Annotated in this window: 13 protein-coding genes and 3 pseudogenes; 12 read left to right on the plus strand and 4 right to left on the minus strand. The window is 59.1% G+C overall.

The annotated features are described in order from the left end of the window. The 5 genes and pseudogenes from HUK84_RS01065 to HUK84_RS01085 all read left to right on the plus strand — a co-directional run. Positions 1-471 (plus strand): annotated as a pseudogene (locus HUK84_RS01065) (beta-ketoacyl-[acyl-carrier-protein] synthase II); the annotation flags it as partial. Next, positions 471-1,265 (plus strand): beta-ketoacyl synthase chain length factor, encoded by a 795-nt coding sequence (locus HUK84_RS01070; RefSeq protein WP_176638588.1) that lies wholly within the window; start codon positions 471-473, stop codon positions 1,263-1,265. The pseudogene HUK84_RS01065 and the gene HUK84_RS01070, both read left to right, overlap by 1 nt. Continuing rightward, positions 1,262-1,705, plus strand: coding sequence for a phosphotransferase (locus HUK84_RS01075; RefSeq protein ID WP_176638553.1), 444 nt, complete (start codon positions 1,262-1,264; stop codon positions 1,703-1,705). Before HUK84_RS01070 ends, HUK84_RS01075 begins: the two co-directional genes overlap by 4 nt. Then, on the plus strand, positions 1,705-2,421 hold the full coding sequence (gene fabG, locus HUK84_RS01080) for a 3-oxoacyl-ACP reductase FabG (RefSeq protein WP_176638554.1): 717 nt from the start codon (positions 1,705-1,707) through the stop codon (positions 2,419-2,421). The genes HUK84_RS01075 and fabG overlap by 1 nt, the downstream gene beginning before the upstream one ends. Positions 2,422-2,438: 17 nt before the next feature. Continuing rightward, a complete protein-coding gene (locus tag HUK84_RS01085) occupies positions 2,439-3,683 on the plus strand; it encodes a tryptophan 7-halogenase (RefSeq protein ID WP_176638555.1) in 1,245 nt (414 codons plus the stop codon). Here the strand turns inward: HUK84_RS01085 and HUK84_RS01090 are convergent. Beyond that, positions 3,589-5,100: a hypothetical protein gene (locus HUK84_RS01090; protein WP_218064124.1), complete on the minus strand. Its 1,512-nt coding sequence runs from the start codon at positions 5,098-5,100 to the stop codon at positions 3,589-3,591. The two genes, HUK84_RS01085 and HUK84_RS01090, sit on opposite strands and share 95 nt — an antisense overlap. A 623-nt stretch (positions 5,101-5,723) precedes the next feature. On the opposite strand from HUK84_RS01090, the gene HUK84_RS01095 reads away from it, so the two are divergent. From HUK84_RS01095 to HUK84_RS01125, 7 genes and pseudogenes are all read left to right on the plus strand, one after another. After that, on the plus strand, positions 5,724-6,848 hold the full coding sequence (locus tag HUK84_RS01095; RefSeq protein WP_218064125.1) for an ABC-three component system protein: 1,125 nt from the start codon (positions 5,724-5,726) through the stop codon (positions 6,846-6,848). Then, a complete protein-coding gene (locus HUK84_RS01100) occupies positions 6,845-7,327 on the plus strand; it encodes a three component ABC system middle component (RefSeq protein WP_176638558.1) in 483 nt (160 codons plus the stop codon). The genes HUK84_RS01095 and HUK84_RS01100 overlap by 4 nt, the downstream gene beginning before the upstream one ends. Further along, on the plus strand, positions 7,324-9,294 hold the full coding sequence (locus HUK84_RS01105; RefSeq protein ID WP_176638559.1) for a DUF3732 domain-containing protein: 1,971 nt from the start codon (positions 7,324-7,326) through the stop codon (positions 9,292-9,294). The genes HUK84_RS01100 and HUK84_RS01105 overlap by 4 nt, the downstream gene beginning before the upstream one ends. A gap of 322 nt (positions 9,295-9,616) precedes the next feature. Beyond that, positions 9,617-10,378, plus strand: a complete 762-nt coding sequence (locus tag HUK84_RS01110; protein ID WP_176638560.1) for a hypothetical protein — start codon at positions 9,617-9,619, stop codon at positions 10,376-10,378. Between the two features lie 112 nt (positions 10,379-10,490). Next, positions 10,491-10,671, plus strand: a pseudogene (locus HUK84_RS01115) (IS630 family transposase); the annotation flags it as partial. 97 nt (positions 10,672-10,768) lie between these two features. Continuing rightward, the gene (locus HUK84_RS01120) at positions 10,769-11,764 is read left to right on the plus strand and encodes an IS481 family transposase (protein ID WP_176638561.1); all 996 of its coding nucleotides are present in this window, start codon (positions 10,769-10,771) and stop codon (positions 11,762-11,764) included. 131 nt (positions 11,765-11,895) lie between these two features. Further along, on the plus strand, positions 11,896-12,843 hold the full coding sequence (locus tag HUK84_RS01125; protein ID WP_176638562.1) for an alpha/beta hydrolase family protein: 948 nt from the start codon (positions 11,896-11,898) through the stop codon (positions 12,841-12,843). A 220-nt stretch (positions 12,844-13,063) separates the two neighbouring features. Here the strand turns inward: HUK84_RS01125 and HUK84_RS01130 are convergent. The 3 genes and pseudogenes from HUK84_RS01130 to HUK84_RS01140 all read right to left on the minus strand — a co-directional run bounded on the left by HUK84_RS01130 (position 13,064) and on the right by HUK84_RS01140 (position 15,657). Further along, a pseudogene (locus HUK84_RS01130) lies at positions 13,064-13,862 on the minus strand (IS5 family transposase). 138 nt (positions 13,863-14,000) lie between these two features. Next, the gene (locus HUK84_RS01135; RefSeq protein ID WP_176638563.1) at positions 14,001-14,771 is read right to left on the minus strand and encodes an autoinducer binding domain-containing protein; all 771 of its coding nucleotides are present in this window, start codon (positions 14,769-14,771) and stop codon (positions 14,001-14,003) included. A gap of 184 nt (positions 14,772-14,955) precedes the next feature. Next, positions 14,956-15,657 carry an acyl-homoserine-lactone synthase gene (locus HUK84_RS01140; RefSeq protein WP_176638564.1) on the minus strand — a complete coding sequence of 234 codons (702 nt, stop codon included), beginning with the start codon at positions 15,655-15,657 and terminating at the stop codon, positions 14,956-14,958. Positions 15,658-15,803 lie beyond the last annotated feature (146 nt).

Genomic DNA, 15,803 nt, shown 5'->3' on the forward strand with positions numbered 1-15,803 from the left:
CGGGCCATGGCGCGCTGGCTCGGCTACGGCGTCAGCAGCGACGGCCACCACATGTCGACCCCAGACCCCGAGGCGCGCGGCGCAACTCGCGCCATGGTCGAGGCCCTGCGCCACGCCGGGCTCGATCCCTCGGAGATTGATTACGTCAACCTGCATGGCACCGGCACGATCGCCAACGATGCAATGGAGGATCGGGCAGTGCATGCCGTCTTCGGCGACGCCGTGCCCTGCGCGTCGACAAAGGGTTGGACCGGGCATACGCTGGGTGCCTCGGGCATCGTCGAGGCGCTATTCTCCGTGCTGATGATGCGCGATGGGTTCCTGGCCGGATGTCTGGGGGTGGAGATTGTCGACCCCATGTTCCGCAGTCATGTCCTGACCGGCAATCGCGCCGCTACGCCGCGCGCGATTATGAGCAACGCGTTCGGATTTGGCGGTACCAATTGCAGCCTCGTATTCGGAGCGGCGTGATGCGGGTGGCGGTGCGCGGTGTGTCCGTCTGGGGACCGGGATTGTCGGGTTGGGCGCAGGCGGCTCGGGTCTTGCGCGGCGAGGCCCCCTGGGTAGCCGCCCCGGTCCAGCCGCCACCACCCGCCAGCCTGCCGGCCAACGAGCGCCGCCGCGCCGGTGCGGTAACTCGTCTCGCGCTGGCGCTGGCCGAAGATGCATGCACGCAGGCCGGACTTGCGCCAGCCGAGGTGCGCGGCGTGTTTGCCAGTTCCAATGGCGACGGCGCGGTGCTCGACGATATCCTGCGCGCTTTGACCACGCCGGGGGGTGACGTGTCGCCTACGCGATTCCACAATTCCGTCCACAACACCGCCGCAGGATACTGGACGATCGGCCATGCTTCGCTTGCCCCAGCGGTGGCGCTAGGCTGTTTCGACTGGTCGTTCGGGCAGGGGCTGCTGAAGGCTGCGGCGGAATGCGTGGTCGAGGACGCCCCGGTGCTGCTGGTGGCCTATGACCTGCCCATCCCCGGGCCGATCGGCACTGCCCGCGTCACACGCGACGCATTCGGCTGCGCGCTGATGCTCGTCCCCGGTGGCACGCCCCGTGCAGGTGTCATGCTCGACCTCTCATATCAGGCGGGGCCGATCGGACCGGCAAAAGCCGGGGAGCAGCCGGGCAGCACCCTGATCGACGGCAATCCCGCGGCTTCATCGCTTCCTCTATTGGCTGCCATCGCGCGCCGTGAAACGGGCGCGCGGCCGCCAGTACGGATACCCTGCCTGCCTGGCCATCTGACGATAGAGGTGACATGATCGGGCGCGACGAAATTTTGCACTATATCCCACATCAGGGGACAAGCTGTCTTATCGATTCCTGCACGCGCAGGACGGCGACGGCGTTGCGCGCCCATACCATGGCCCATCTGCGCTCCGACAACCCCCTGCGTTTCGGCGATAGGGTCGATCCGCTGGTGGGCGCCGAAATGGCGATGCAAGCTGCCGCGCTGCACGCGACACTTGCGGGTGACGGGCAGGTTCGGCGCGCTGCGGGCTATCTCGCGGCGTTGCGGGATCTCGAATTCCACTGCGACCGTCTCGATCGTTCCGAATACGGAGAGCTGAGCATCGACGTGGCGCGCGAACAGATGGACCCGGCGGGCATGATCTATGGCTTTGTCGTGCGCGCGCGCGATGATGAGCCTCTGGTATCGGGGCGCGGCATCGTGATGTTCCGCCCGGCCGCCGCCTCGTGATGAAGCGCGCGCTGGTTACGGGCGGTGCGAGCCCGATCGGTGCTGCGATTTGCCGCCGGCTGGCCGCGGACGGTCTGCATGTGATCGTGCATGCCAACCGCTCGATGCCGCAGGCTGAGCAGGTCGCCGCCGCGATTCGCGAAGGCGGCGGTTCTGCTGAGATATGGTGCTGTGATATCGCCGATGCGGCGGCAACACGGGATGCGCTGGCCGCCCTGCTGGCCGGAGGCGTGCCGCAGGTCATCGTCCACAATGCCGGTACGCATGACGACGTGACGATGGCCGGCATGACTGAAGCGCAGTGGCGCGGCGTTCTCGCCGTCTCGCTCGATGGGTTTTTTAACGTCGTGCAGCCGCTGCTGCTGCCGATGACGCGCACGCGCTGGGGGCGGATCATCGCTCTTTCGTCGGTCAGCGCGCGGCTCGGTAACCGGGGGCAGGTGAACTACGCCGCCGCCAAAGCGGGCCTTGAAGGGGCGGTGAGGTCGCTTGCGCGCGAGGTCGGCAGCCGGGGTATCACGGTCAACGCGATCGCGCCGGGCATCATCGACACGCCCGCGACAGTCGGGTTCACGGCCAACGATATTAGCGCGATCGTGCCGGCCAAGCGGCTCGGCCGGCCGGATGAGGTTGCGGATCTGGTCGCGTTCGTGGCATCGGACCGGGCGGCCTATATCTCCGGCCAGACGATCGGGGTCAACGGAGGAATGGTGTGAGCATCGAGAAAAATCTCATGAAAACATGCGATGTTCTCGTCATTGGCGGCGGCCCGGCGGGCAGCACGGCGGCGACCCTTCTGGCGCGCGGGGGGCGGTCGGTCATCATGCTGGAGAAAGACCCGCATCCGCGCTTTCACATTGGTGAATCGTTGCTGCCATGCAACCTGCCGATCCTGCGCGATCTCGGTGTACTTGAAAAAGTTCAGGAGATCGGGGTCTTCAAACCCGGGGCGGAGTTCGTCTCCGACCAGGGGGAAGGGCGTGTTGCTTTTCCGTTCCGCTTTGCCATCGGCGCGAAGGACGATCACGCCTATCAGGTGCGGCGGTCCGAATTCGACGAAATCCTGTTCCGCAACGCGCAGGCCCATGGCGTTACAACGCATGAAGGTCTGCGCGTCACGCAGGCTGAGTTCACGCCCGGGAAGCCGGCCCGCGTCACCGCCGTGGACAGCGAGAAGCAGGAGCATCATTTCGCGCCGCGCTTCGTGCTCGATGCTTCCGGGCGCGACGGGTTTCTCGCCCATCGCCTGCACACGCGCCACGCCGACAAGAATAACTCGACGGCGGCGATCTTCGCGCATTTCCGCGGCGTCCAACAGCGCGAGACGGAGATGGAGGGATATATCTCGATCCACCTGGTCGAGGATGGCTGGTTCTGGATGATCCCGCTGCGCGACAATGTCATGAGCGTCGGCTTCGTGGGCAACCGGAACGCCTTTCAGTCCCAAAGCGGGCAGAAGACCGACCTGTTCTGGGTGAAGGCCGCGCAGAGCCCAAGCGTCTCCGCGCGATTGGCCTCCGCCGAACTGCTCGGTGACCTCACGACCACCGGGAATTATTCCTATTGCGCCGATCGCAACTGGGGGGAGGGATATTACATGATCGGCGATGCCTATGCTTTCCTCGATCCTGTCTTTTCGTCGGGTGTGCTGCTCGCCACCCGGAGCGCCTATCGCGGCGCGCGCGTCGCCCGGGCATGGTTGCGCGACCCCAAAGCCGGCCGTCGGGCGGCTACGCGTGAGGAACGGCGTACGCGCGCTGAAATGCGCCGAGTGTCGTGGATGATTTATGGCATCAACGATCCCGTTCAACGTATGCTGTTTCTCAATCCGAAGAACATCCTGCGGATGCGCGACGGTGTCATCGCCCTTCTGGCGGGGGATCTCACGGGACGCGTGCGGGTGCAGGCGCCCCTTGCGGCGTTCCGGACAGTGCTGGGCTTGATGCGTTGGCGTCACGCTCGGCGTCGAGTTGCGTAAGACCGGCCTCCACCAATGCCTGTTCCCGGTCCAGCCACGCATAATATGCGTCATAGAAGGCCGCGAAATCCGCCGGCTCGCGCGCCAGCCACCACCCGCGGGGTTTCTTCTCTCCCTCGATCCGCTGGTAGAGCGCACGATACCACAACAGGTTCGCGCGCAGATCGTGATAGCGTGGCTGGTCGAGATAGCTGCGAAATGCCTTGTGATAATGGCCGAGAACCGGATCGTCATAGAAAATCAACGACAGGTTCGTGTTGTAGAGCGCATTGGGCGCGCGGACCGGATTGGAATCGAGAGTGACGCCCGGCTCACCCGGCAACCAGCCGTCACGCAACAGCGTCCGGCGCGTCAGCGGATCGCGATAGAGCGCGCGCAGGTCAGCGGGATTATGTTTGGCGATCCGGTCCAGAAGATTGACGACCTCGTTCTTCGGCACGGGAAAACTGAAGGCCGCGGCGAGAACGAATTGGTCCACCGGCCAGTCGCGCCAGATGTCGGCGGCGGCGAGCGCGTTGTGCGTCAGGTGGTTGCAGTTGTCCTGAAACACATTGGTCTCGAACGTCCTCGGCCCATTACGATAAAGCGCGTTTCGGCTGTTGAGAAAATCGATCACGCGCTGCATCTGCGCCTGTGTCATCGGCACGCGGGTACAATACCGGGCGCGAGCATAGGACACGGCATAATCGGTGCCGATCGACACCTCGTATTTCCAGTCTTCGCGTGGCGTGCCCGTCGGACGATCGCGCACAGCCCAGTCACGAAAGGCAATTGCGCTATATAGGCCCCGGCGTTGCCCTTCAGCTTTCGTGGCCTGATACGCCGCTGGTGTCAGGCCCTCGCCGGGACGCAAGATCCCGTCGAAAAAAAACGCGCGCCCCGGGATACCGACCCAGTTGGCGTTGACGAAATGCGCGTTCATGCTGATGCCCGTGCCATCCCCGCGACAGGCGCGCAGCACGGGGTAGGGAGAGCGTGTGTCCAGGCAGGCCCCCTGAAGATACATCACCGCATGTCCGCCCGGTCCGCCGGAGGTGTCGGCGCCATTGCCGGGATTCTTCGAAATCTGCGACACGGCACAGAGTTCGGCCCAGTCGGGGAACAACGCATCGTAGACCGCCGAGGCACGTAGGGGGCCGGGGCGGTTGAAATCGGGCGGCACGCAGCCTCCGAAAACCGCCAGGGTAAGGATGAGAAAACTTTTTCTGCGAACACGCACGGCATGCCCCTGAGATAAATAAAACTGCGCCGCGCCTACTGTCTGAGTATGTCTGCCGGAGTGTGACGATGCGAAAGTACGCAAACCGCACGGCAGGTGTCGCATTGGAAACGTCGGAAAGCAAGAGTTCAATCGCATGATTTTGAAAGGTATCTTTGGATTGGATAGATTGAAAGAGACGTCATTGTGATCGGGCATACTGAAATGGCCCGGAAATGGGACCACAGGTTAAGTTGGAGATATCTGGTGCTGTCGTCAAACCCTGGGACTAAACACGACCTGCTGGTCGCCTGAACAGAGAGATTCAGGAGAGTCAGACCTTCCAACTTAAAATCAGCCACCACCGGTCATCAGGACAGGGTTTACTTCAAGCGGGAGTTACTGATCCGTCTACATCAAGTCGACCGGCTGGATTGGAGCCGAGCCTGCATGGACAGCGCGTCTATTGCAGCCAGGGGAAACGACCGGCTCGAACTCGACTGATCTCGGCGGGCATGGCATAAAGCACTATATTGTCACAGATCGACAGAGTGTTCCGCCGATTGTTCCGCCGATTGTTCTGCTGTCTTGGGCGGATGTCTACGACACATGATGCTTGAGTTTCTTCTGGATGCTTTGCCTCCAATTCAAGGGAGGAATGGACACCCATGCCGATGAGAAAATATGACAGAAGGTTACGTATTGTCTTGAATGGCCGTATGTGTATGGTGGAATGAAATTGGGCTTGGAATTCGATGGCAGACGATAGGCGTCATGCAGCTGCGCCAGCAGCCCTTGGCTTTTATTATCAGTCGTTCTTTGCATTAAGGACGCTCGTCAGTTTGACCGGCGATGACGGTGCCGTCGCTATCGAGAGCGCGGATGACGTCGAGCTGAAAGGTAATGGGCAGTGTCTCCTCTTCCAGCTCAAACATTCGCTGAAAACTACCCCAACCGCGATGACCATTAGATCGAAAGGGCTTTGGCAGACACTCAAGGCTTGGATCGACGTTCTTCCGGGCCTGACACTATCGGAGACTCTGTTTCACCTTGTGACAGTAGCCCCCATCACCAGAGGGAACATTCTGGAGACTCTTGGGACGCCAGGAGCCGATCGAAAGCCGCTTGTCGCGGCACTTGTCCAGGAAGCAGAGCGCGTGGTGGCGGAGCGGGAGGCGGCAGCTCAGGCGAAGAAGCCGCTGCCGTACGCTGACCGGGCGGCAGGTTGCGAAGCCTTCCTGAAGCTGACGCCGGATGGCAGGCTGAATCTCATGCGTCAGACCCGAATCCAACCCGGGACCATGCCGATCGATCAGATGGAAGGTGCAATCGCGCAGATGCTCACGTTGATCAAGCCGGAAGATCGCGCAAGCGTAGCGCGGCGCCTAATCGAATGGTGGGATCGGCAGGTCGTATATTCTCTTTGCAAGAAAAGACCTCAATTCATTTCGCGCGGTGAACTACAAGAGTACATCACGGAACTTATCGGCGATATTGAGCATGACAGACTTGCTGCAGATTTCGAGACAATAGCCCATCCAAGCGATTATCAGCCGGACGGTATGCTTACACGGCAGATCAACCTCGTCGATGGGAAAAGCCATGATCTTACCAAGGCTATTCGTGAAGAATGGAGGGCTCGCCAGCAGCGCTCAAAATGGGTGAACGATCGACCGAATATGGCAGCTATAATTGCCACATATGACCACATTCTAAAGGAATATTGGTCTGATCGGCACGCGGAAATTGTCGAGTCATGCGAGGATCTGGAGGACGCGGAAAAGCGCAGCAAGGGCCTAGGGCTTTTGAGATGGGCGCACAACGATGCGCCGACGACAGTCAGGCCAATCGTTCCTGGATTCGAAGCTCCATATTATGTTCGTGGTAGCTATCAGGTGCTGGCGATTGACCAAGAGGTGGGGTGGCACCCCGATTATGCGACACTTCTGGCCGATAAGTCGTCATGATCGCGTATGACCTCTATGCCGAGACGAATCCGGCGTTCGGCGCTTATTTGCTTGTCTCCTTCGTGCGCGGCTTTGCTGGGGCAAACGCTAAAGGTCCGGAATTGCCGGTTGCCTATTTGGCATTGCCACTCGCGATCTCAGGCGATCTTGAGTCTGCCTTTGACCATACAAACCGCAAGACCGGTCTCCAAGAATGGCTTGAACGCAGTCCGCAAATCCAGATCAACCTAGCTGAACGCTTAAACAATTCGATGGATTTTGTGTCAGGGGCCGTCCGATTTGGTTGCTTTTCGCATACGGTACAGCTGACTAAGGGGGCTCGTCTCACCGTTGGTACACGTATGTTGAAGAAGGACCTGACCTTTGGTCTCTCGAGCGAGCTTGCGCAAGTGGTGCGCTACGCCGACCGTCTCGGCTACTGGTGTGCTACGGCCGGATCGACAAAGACAATCTATGATATGCTAGGACTCACCTCTTGAAGCGCTGGAATATTGCCTCAATTTTTTTTCTCGGTCTTGATGGCCGGCAACGTCCGGTTAATTTTGAACCGGGTGTCAACATTATTACCGGTGCATCCGGCACCGGCAAATCAGCCCTGATCAAGGCTATCGATTATTGTTTGGGATCGAGCCGGTGCGAATTGCCCGCATATGTACGCAAGCGCAGCATAGCTGTCGGTGTCAAATGGGTCGCCGGCGAAGACGAGATGATCGTTGGCCGCCTTATCCCCGAGATGGGGAAGGGTACAAGCTATCACATGTTTGCCAGCTCGGGGCGCAATCTGCCGTCGCCAACCACTATCGAGGAGTTCGAGGGACCAACCACTCTTAACGCTGCTAAGGCGTTCTTGGAGCGTGCTTTCGGTATCGGCGATCTACCCGGCGAGGCCGATGCTTGGGGTAAGACCCGTGGGCGCGCCACCGTTCGCCATGTTACCCCCTATATGTTCGTCACCAAGGAAGTGATTTATAGCGAGCAAGTGCTGCTCCACGGTCTCGAGCAGGCCGACGAAGCACCCGACATTATCGCAACGATGCCTTATTTCCTTCGAGCCACTGACGAAGCGAGTGCATTGAATGAGCGCCGCTTGCGGCAGTTGCAACGAATGCTGGAGCTCGAAGAGCGTCGCGCACGCACACGTGCGACGGCAGCCAGTGTGTTTCGTGAACGCGCGTTCAGTCTGCTGGCTGAGGCCGAGCGCTTGGAGATGACTGATTCTGTTCCGGCAGGCACGTCCGATGCCGTGTTGCTGGATAGGCTGAATTCGTTGGGCCAAGATCCGGTCAAGGCGAAGGTCGTTCCCAGTGAAGGCCAACTCGCCGAGCTTCACCGGCAGCGAAAGGCTTTGCTGGTCGATCTTGGCGAGGTCAGGCGCCAGGCTGCTGCTACGCAAACTGTCATCGAGGAAGTTTCTGGGTTCGAGGGTACAGTCCGCAAGCAGCGTGAGAAACTGATGTTAGTCTCCCATCTCAAGCTCGACGCCGTTGGCCACATTTGCCCCGTTTGTGATCAACCGTCTGAGGCAGGCGTTAGTGCCGTCGAGGCCCTGCGAGAGACTCTCTCGAAAGTGAGCGGCGAAAGTGCGGCGGTGGAGCGCGTGAAGCCACGGCTGATCGATTATGATGGAACGCTTCAAAGCAAGCGCATCACCATTAATGACGAGATCAAGCGCGTTGACGATAATATCCGAACATGGCTGCGCCAGTCGGAAGATGCCAGAACGTTCGCTAGTCTTGCTCATCTGCGCGCTCACCTCTTGGGACGAGTGTCATTTTTCATCGAAACGATGAATGATGAACGTCGGCCCGGAGGGAGGGACCTTAGTATTCTGAAATCGCAAATTCGTGAGCTTGAAGGTTTGGTTGACCGCGACGCTAGGATCGTCAGGCTGCGTCGCGCAGAGCGAAAAATCTCGCAATATGCCACCGAAGCCTTCTCGAACTTGCCAACCATCGAACCGTGTGTGGGCTCCGAGCTTGACTTCTCATCATCCGAACCAGAGATCGCAGTGGTCGAGGCAGACAGCAGCGTTGTGCTACAGATGACCGATGTCGGCTCGGACCAGAATTATCTCGCCATCCACATTGCACTTTCTTTCGCCCTCCAGCATTTCCTAGGTGAAGTCGGCTCACCAGTCCCAGGCGTGCTGGTGTTCGATCAGATTAGCCGGCCTTATTTTCCTGCAAAAGGAGAAGAGCAACATGACGAAAGGACAATCGAATCGTCGGAGGACGAAGAAGAAGATGAGGATATCACAGCCATGCGGCGCCACGTTGACTTCCTGTTCGCCGAAGCTGCCCGCCGTCCCGACCTTCAAGTTATTCTCATCGAGCACGCCTATTTCGCGGACGATTCACGTTACGTGGCAGCAACACGGGAGCGGTGGACACATGCGTCCGGTCGAGGTCTAGTCCCGAATAATTGGCCCATGCGTCCCGTAAACTAGAGAAAATGGTAGCGGATTCCCTCCGCTCTCTGAACTTTTCTGTCCGTCAGGACGGAGACGGCTGTTTCTGATTCTGGTGGTTCAGCGTTCGGGCGGGTGCTTGAGCGGGCAATTTCTTACATTTCACATGAGACGCTGGGGCTATGCTTTTTGATGAAATTGTTAATTACTGGATTCATATTGATATATTAATACTAAGCTCTCTTCGTTCGAACCCATATCGGTTTTCACTCGAAACACGGATATCCGGGCATGATGCTGAAGCGGGCCCATCTTACCTATGGGTTCGCACAAAGTGGAATTCGTATAAAGGTCAAACATAGTGGAACGACTTTCAATGAGATGCAAAGATGCGGAGAAAATTTTTGAGAAGTTACCGTATCCGCCTGTCTGGTTCCTACGCTTGCAGATAGACTCCTTCGGGCAGCAGGGCGTATTCGAAATACGAGAACGAGAAAATCAACTGGGTCAGTTTCGATTTTACCGAGCGGAAGCAAGATTGATCTGGACCGAAACTTCTTACTGGATGGCAGAGAAACTTGATAAGTTTCAAATGTTTCAAAACTCCATTCAAGTAGTCGTAGACGTGGAAAACTCCACGGCCAGGTTCGGACCAACGAGCCAAATTAGTATGCAATATCCCGGCGTAGGACTCGGATCTGCGCTCATGACCACGGTTATTCGCTGGTTGAAGACAAAATTCCCTGAAGCAAAAGTGCTACCAGGAAGTCTATCATCTGCCCAAGCAACGCCGGACAACAAGCAACGGCGTAATGAATTTTATCAGTCGCATGGCTTTGATATGACTTACAACGATGTAGAAATGAGGAGCGGATCATTCAAAAAGGACCGAGCTGGTGATCTTCTAGATGATAAACCCCTTAAAGGACCGGATATGCACTTGGATGATATTTTCAGGCTCTACTTCAGAGCGCATGAGACGTCGAAATCTCAGGAACGTCATATCGAGAGTTTAAATAAATCTCTCGCAGAAAGGAATCTTACGATAAAATATTTGTGCATTACGTTGTTCATATTATTGTCTATTTTCGCTCTCGTAATTATTTTTGCCAAAACTCCCTAAACTTCCATCAATTTGAAGTAATTCCAACCTGCTGATGTTGTGGCTCGTTGGGGTGCCGCGAAACGTGAAATCGTGATTCATAGGATGCCAACTTGAATGAAAGGTATCCTGAATGAGCAGAGCGTTGATTTTACGGGGTGACTACGATGCGGCGGTTCTGCGCGGGTTGGCGCGCAAGACAGGACATGTGGGCCCGATCCCGCCGTCTTCTGGCTCTGGCGGCGATCTATGACGGGACTTCGCGCGGCGGTGCGGCACGTCTGGCGGGCACGGACCGGCAGATCATCCGTGACTAGCTGTCAGGTTGTGAGACGTCATTGGGATGAGGTATCGTGGGCTATTGCCGCCTACCCCCCCCTGGTTTGACGTTGAATCCTGGAGTGATCGCTGATGCACCAGATCCACCCGCAAGCCCGCACTACGCCAGCCGTCCGGGCAGAAATCGCGCAGTCGATGGAAGCGACCGGCGTGTTAGCCCGACGCTTCGGCATCAGCGACGAGACGGTGCGCAAATGGCGCAAGCGCGGAGTGGAGGGATGCACGGATCGTAGCAGCAAGCCCCGTGTTCTGGCCTGGAAAGCGACCGAGGAAGAGCGCGCGATCGTTTGCCATCTGCGTCGTACCACCGAGTTCGGACTCGATGACCTGACCTTCGTGCTGCGGCACTTCCTGCCCCACCTCAACCGCGACAGCGTCTGGCGCATCCTCAAGGATGCAGGGCTCAATCGTCGGCCGGTGAAGGAGAAGATCCGCCCGGCGCGGGGAGAAGGCACCTTCCGGGATTACGACCTGGGCTATGTCCATATCGACGTGAAGCATCTGCCGAAGCTGCAGACCGCAGACGGAGAGGCCCGCAAACGGTTCCTCTACGTCGCGATCGATCGCTGCTCGCGCTTCGTGCATCTGGCCGTCTACGATGCCGAGAATGCAGCCAATGCCGTCGATTTTCTCAAGGCCGCCAAAGCCGCCTTCCCATTCAAGATAACTCATATCCTGACCGATCGCGGCTCTTGCTTCACTGCGGACGCGTTTGAGAAAGCATGCCAGGATCAGGGTGTGGATCGGCGGCGAACCCGGGCCTACTCGCCCCAGACGAATGGCATGGTCGAGCGGTTTAACGGCCGTGTCGCGACCGAAGTCCTGCCGATCAACGTCGCGCACCACGCGGATCTTGAAGCCCTGCTGCGTGGGTTCAACCACGCCTACAACCAACGCCGACAGAGGGTTCTGGGCGGCCTTTCGCCCGCTGCCAAAGTCGCCGAACGTATCCAGAAAACACCGCGCCTTCGTAATCGCAGCTACAAGGCCACAAACGAGGCAGTCATCATGGACGATGTCGATCGTATTATGATATATGACAATGACGTCTCGAAACCTGACGGCTAGACGGTATCCCAGCGCGATACGACCTGCTCGCCCAGCCGCGTGCCCGTTCGCCCATTAGTGAATCCCCGGTTTCCCGGGCCTTCAGATGCTGGTACAGCCCGGAACGTTCTTCCCCGTCGCTGAGGTCCGTCATGCCCGCCCGATCGCTTGCCCTACTGCTCCTTCTCCTGCATTCCGTTCATGCCTTGGCCGCTCCCGCCCCGCAGGTCGGCTTCCAATACCGGCACATGCCGGACGGCACGGAAGTCGGCATCTGGTATCCGGCGACAGGGCATCCCACGCACCAGCATCTCGGCATCTACGAACAGGACGTGGTGACGGACGCGCTGCCCGTCGGACATGACCTCCCACTGGTCGTGATCTCCCATGGTCATGGTGGCGCGTTCTCCGGCCATCTTGATACCGCAGTCGCTCTGGCCAATGCCGGTTTCGTTGTGGCCAGCCTAACCCATCCGGGTGACAATTGGCGCGACGAAAGCCGTGCCACCCATGTCGAGGATCGCCCGAAGGCGCTGAGTAGGTTGATCACCTACATGCTGTCGACGTGGTCCTCGCACACCATCATCGACCCAGCCCGGATCGGCGCGTTCGGGTTTTCCTCGGGCGGCTTTACCGTGCTCGCGGCGGCGGGTGGCAAACCGGACTTCTCCCGTGTGGCCGCGCATTGCTCCGCACATCCCGAATATTACGACTGCCAGCTCGTCAGGCAGCATCCCGGCCCGCTGCCCATCTGGACCGGCCACCGTGATGGCAGGATCAAGGCGATCGTGGTCGCGGCGCCCGCGCTGGGCTACACGTTCGGGCGCGAGGGCTTGTCGAGTGTCACGATCCCGGTGCAGCTCTGGCGGGCCGATGACGACCATGTTCTGCCGGCACCGCTCTACGCCGATGAAGTGCGTGCCGACCTGACCCGGCTGCCGGAATTCCATGACGTGCCAGAGGCCGGCCATTTCGATTTCCTGGCCCCCTGTGCGGCGCCCCTGCCGATCTGCCAAAGCGCCGCGGGCTTTGATCGGGCGGCGTTTCACCAAGTGTTCGATAAGGATGTGGTAAGGTTCTTCAGCCGGGTGCTACACTGAAATGATGTTGCAAGCCGCGAGCCGATCGGGTGACGTGATTGCCGCGGCGGCTTCCGCCGCCATCCCGGATGCCGGAATACAGCCCTACGTTTCCTCGAAGCGGACGTGGCTCGTGGCATGCGAGGATGGGTCGCCTCCAATCTCGGTGCGATTCGGCTCGCTGGCTACGAGCCTACTCCGAATAAACTCAAAAATAGCGCAAACTGTCCTACTACCTGGCTCAAAAAACGACCTGATTGATTTTCCGCGGAACCCTGCGGATATGAGCGATCATGAGCCACGCTTCGGATGAGGAAATGCTCCCTCGACATCCCGTGTGAGACGTCGGCCCCGTCCGAGCCATGCGAAGCTGCTCTCGACGATCCAGCGCTTAAGCAGGATGACAAAACCTTTGGGGCGATCGGAGCGCTTGACGGTCTCGATGGTCCACTGGCCGAGTTCGGCCAGGGCGTTTCGAAGCTTCTCGCCCGTATAACCACCGTCACCGATCAGGTGGCGCAGCCAGGGGACCAGGAACCTGATCCGGCTGGCGACCAGCGGTGCGCCTTCGCGGTCCTGGATATCGGCGGGATGCACGACGGCCGCCACGATGTGGCCCAGCGTGTCGGTCGCGATATGCCGCTTGCGCCCCTTGACCTTCTTGCCCGCGTTATAGCCGCGCGGCCCAGCGTTTTCTGCGGTTTTGACCGACTGGCTGTTGATGATCCCGGCGCTCGGCGTCGCCTCGCGTCCGTCCTGCTCACGCGAGAGGATGACCAGGATATGGTTGATCGCTTCACAGCGCCTTTCGCGGATCCACTGATAGAAATAGCTCTGCACAGTCGTGAAGGGCGGGAAGTGACGGGCAACTGCCGCCACTGATAGCCGGTCGTGACGATGTAGAGGATCGCCTCCACGATGCGACGAAGGTCAAGGCATCGGGGCCTTCCCAGACGCTTGCGCTCCGGCAGCAAAGGCGCAATCAGCTTCCATTCCGCATCGTCAGTCAGGTAGTTAGGGAAAGGACCACTCTCGAAAATGCCCGGTCGCTGCTTCTGGTCGAGCGGGCAACTATTGGCGCTTCCGATACTTAACAACCCGAAGCTGAACGGGGGTAAGCATGCGGTTCATACGCTGCCTCTCTCTGGTGTCAGGTCGTCGGCATAGTAACCGGGATATCACCCATGCGAGATGAGGCCGATCATGATAGCCTTGACGACGGCCTGTGTCCTGTTTGAGGCCTGCAATTTCAGCCGAACTGAGTCGAGGTGAAATTCGACGGATTTCTCGCCGATACCGACGATCTGGGCGATGTCCCAGGTTGATTTTCCTCGGGCAACCCAAGTCAGCATTTCTGTCTCGCGCGGCGTTAGCAGCGATTTGCGCCGCCTGGACCCGCTGATGAGGTGTTCCTCCTGGGCCAGGCGTGCCGCACGAGCATGCAAATGTTCTCCGATCAGGCGAAGCAGATTGAACCGTTGCTGGTTTGTCGCCGATGATGCCGCCTGATTGGTCAGGAGGAGGCTGAATGCCGCCTTTTCCCCGCCTCGTGAGAGAAGGGGGACGGTGACGCCGTCGAAAATGCCCGCGTCTCGCGCATCCTCCAGGAGCGCTTTCTGCCGGGCTCCGATATCCGCTGGGTCGACGCCTTCAGACCAGACGAAGCCTTTTCGTTGTGCCAGAACCCGAGCGACGACCGGATCATCATTGACGAAGCCGCTGGCTATGTAATGTTTTACCCATTCTGTCGGGTATGAAGTAAGGCCGACGGTCTCCCGTGGTCGCACGTCCTCGACCGAGGCCCGCATCACGATGTGATAGGCGAAGTTACTATACCCTAGGGGTTCGAGATATTGCATGACGCAGTCAGTAATGCTGGATCCGTCGCTAAGTCGGTTAATATCGTCGGCAAATCGGTCGATGTCGAATGGTTCATCGGTGGTATTCACGGCCAGCTCCATCGATACAATAATGAACCGATTAGAGCACGGGCCAAAATCCCGCGCAACGGATGGAATAGAGAAAAGTTCTCAACGTCATATGAAATGTCCAAGACAAGGCTCCGGCTTCGAGCGTGCCCCCCGAGGGCTGGGGAACACGATCAGTCGTGCACCTGTCCCTTCGGCGGCGCGCTTATGCCAAGGTGAGTTCTTGCGGCTCCGCTCCAGTGGTGTCGGCGGCAGCATTTTCGATTGCAGGAGGGCCGCCGGTCTTTTCCAGGACGTCGAAATCCTCGCCCGTGTTGGCAACGGCCTGCGCCCCCTTGCCGAACGCCAGGGGAACGAAGCGCCTCCCGCCGATAATCATCGGTGCCGCCAGGCGCCGTGACGGACAGCCGACATTCCGCAGAAGCTGCTCCATGCCACTAAAGGACACGGAGATGTACTCGCTCAGACCGCAGAGCATGCTGTAATCCTGCAAACCCTGGATCATCTGGGCGCCGAGATTGCCACACCCCGCTGTCCGGATGCGACAGGGGTCAACGACGAACCGGGACACCTCATAGACCATGTCCGGCCAGCCAGCTCCACAACCAGGGAGTCCGGGAAACATTTCGGCCATGAGCGACGACCCATTTGCCGGCAGCAGCCTTAGGCCTGCAACCACCTCATCGGAGGTATTGCTCATCAGCATGTAGATCGTGTCACTCGTATCGAAGCGATCGTACTCGTGTGTGGCATCCTGTTCCTGTCCTGGTGACCGGGGCGTTGCGCGTGATGCCTCGGGACCATGCCATCCAAGGCGGTCGGTAAATACCCGGCGGCGCAGTACAGCAAAGTCCGCGACGCGGTGTGCGTTTGTAGCCAGGTTGCGCCTATTGATGATCCTCAGCATTTCGGTTGCTCCAATGGTGTTGCAGCGAGACCATTTCAAAGCCTGAGTGCAACGACCATCTGGCGCAAAGCCCCTCGTGTTCAAAGCCTGGGAGAAATGCCAGGTGTTCGGCGGCCGCGGAGGACGGTTGAATAGGGCAACGTTCA

The organism is Nguyenibacter vanlangensis, assembly GCF_013376155.1.
In the GTDB taxonomy this organism is placed as follows: domain Bacteria; phylum Pseudomonadota; class Alphaproteobacteria; order Acetobacterales; family Acetobacteraceae; genus Gluconacetobacter; species Gluconacetobacter vanlangensis.

Excerpts from the sequence above, each read along its gene's own strand:
- HUK84_RS01070 (WP_176638588.1), top strand. The coding sequence starts at position 471 with ATGCGGGTGGCGGTGCGCGGTGTGTCCGTCTGGGGACCGGGATTGTCG.
- HUK84_RS01075 (WP_176638553.1), top strand. The coding sequence starts at position 1,262 with ATGATCGGGCGCGACGAAATTTTGCACTATATCCCACATCAGGGGACA.
- fabG (WP_176638554.1), top strand. The coding sequence starts at position 1,705 with ATGAAGCGCGCGCTGGTTACGGGCGGTGCGAGCCCGATCGGTGCTGCG.
- HUK84_RS01085 (WP_176638555.1), top strand. The coding sequence starts at position 2,439 with ATGAAAACATGCGATGTTCTCGTCATTGGCGGCGGCCCGGCGGGCAGC.
- HUK84_RS01090 (WP_218064124.1), bottom strand. The coding sequence starts at position 5,100 with ATGCCCGATCACAATGACGTCTCTTTCAATCTATCCAATCCAAAGATA.
- HUK84_RS01100 (WP_176638558.1), top strand. The coding sequence starts at position 6,845 with ATGATCGCGTATGACCTCTATGCCGAGACGAATCCGGCGTTCGGCGCT.
- HUK84_RS01120 (WP_176638561.1), top strand. The coding sequence starts at position 10,769 with ATGCACCAGATCCACCCGCAAGCCCGCACTACGCCAGCCGTCCGGGCA.
- HUK84_RS01125 (WP_176638562.1), top strand. The coding sequence starts at position 11,896 with ATGCCCGCCCGATCGCTTGCCCTACTGCTCCTTCTCCTGCATTCCGTT.
- HUK84_RS01140 (WP_176638564.1), bottom strand. The coding sequence starts at position 15,657 with ATGCTGAGGATCATCAATAGGCGCAACCTGGCTACAAACGCACACCGC.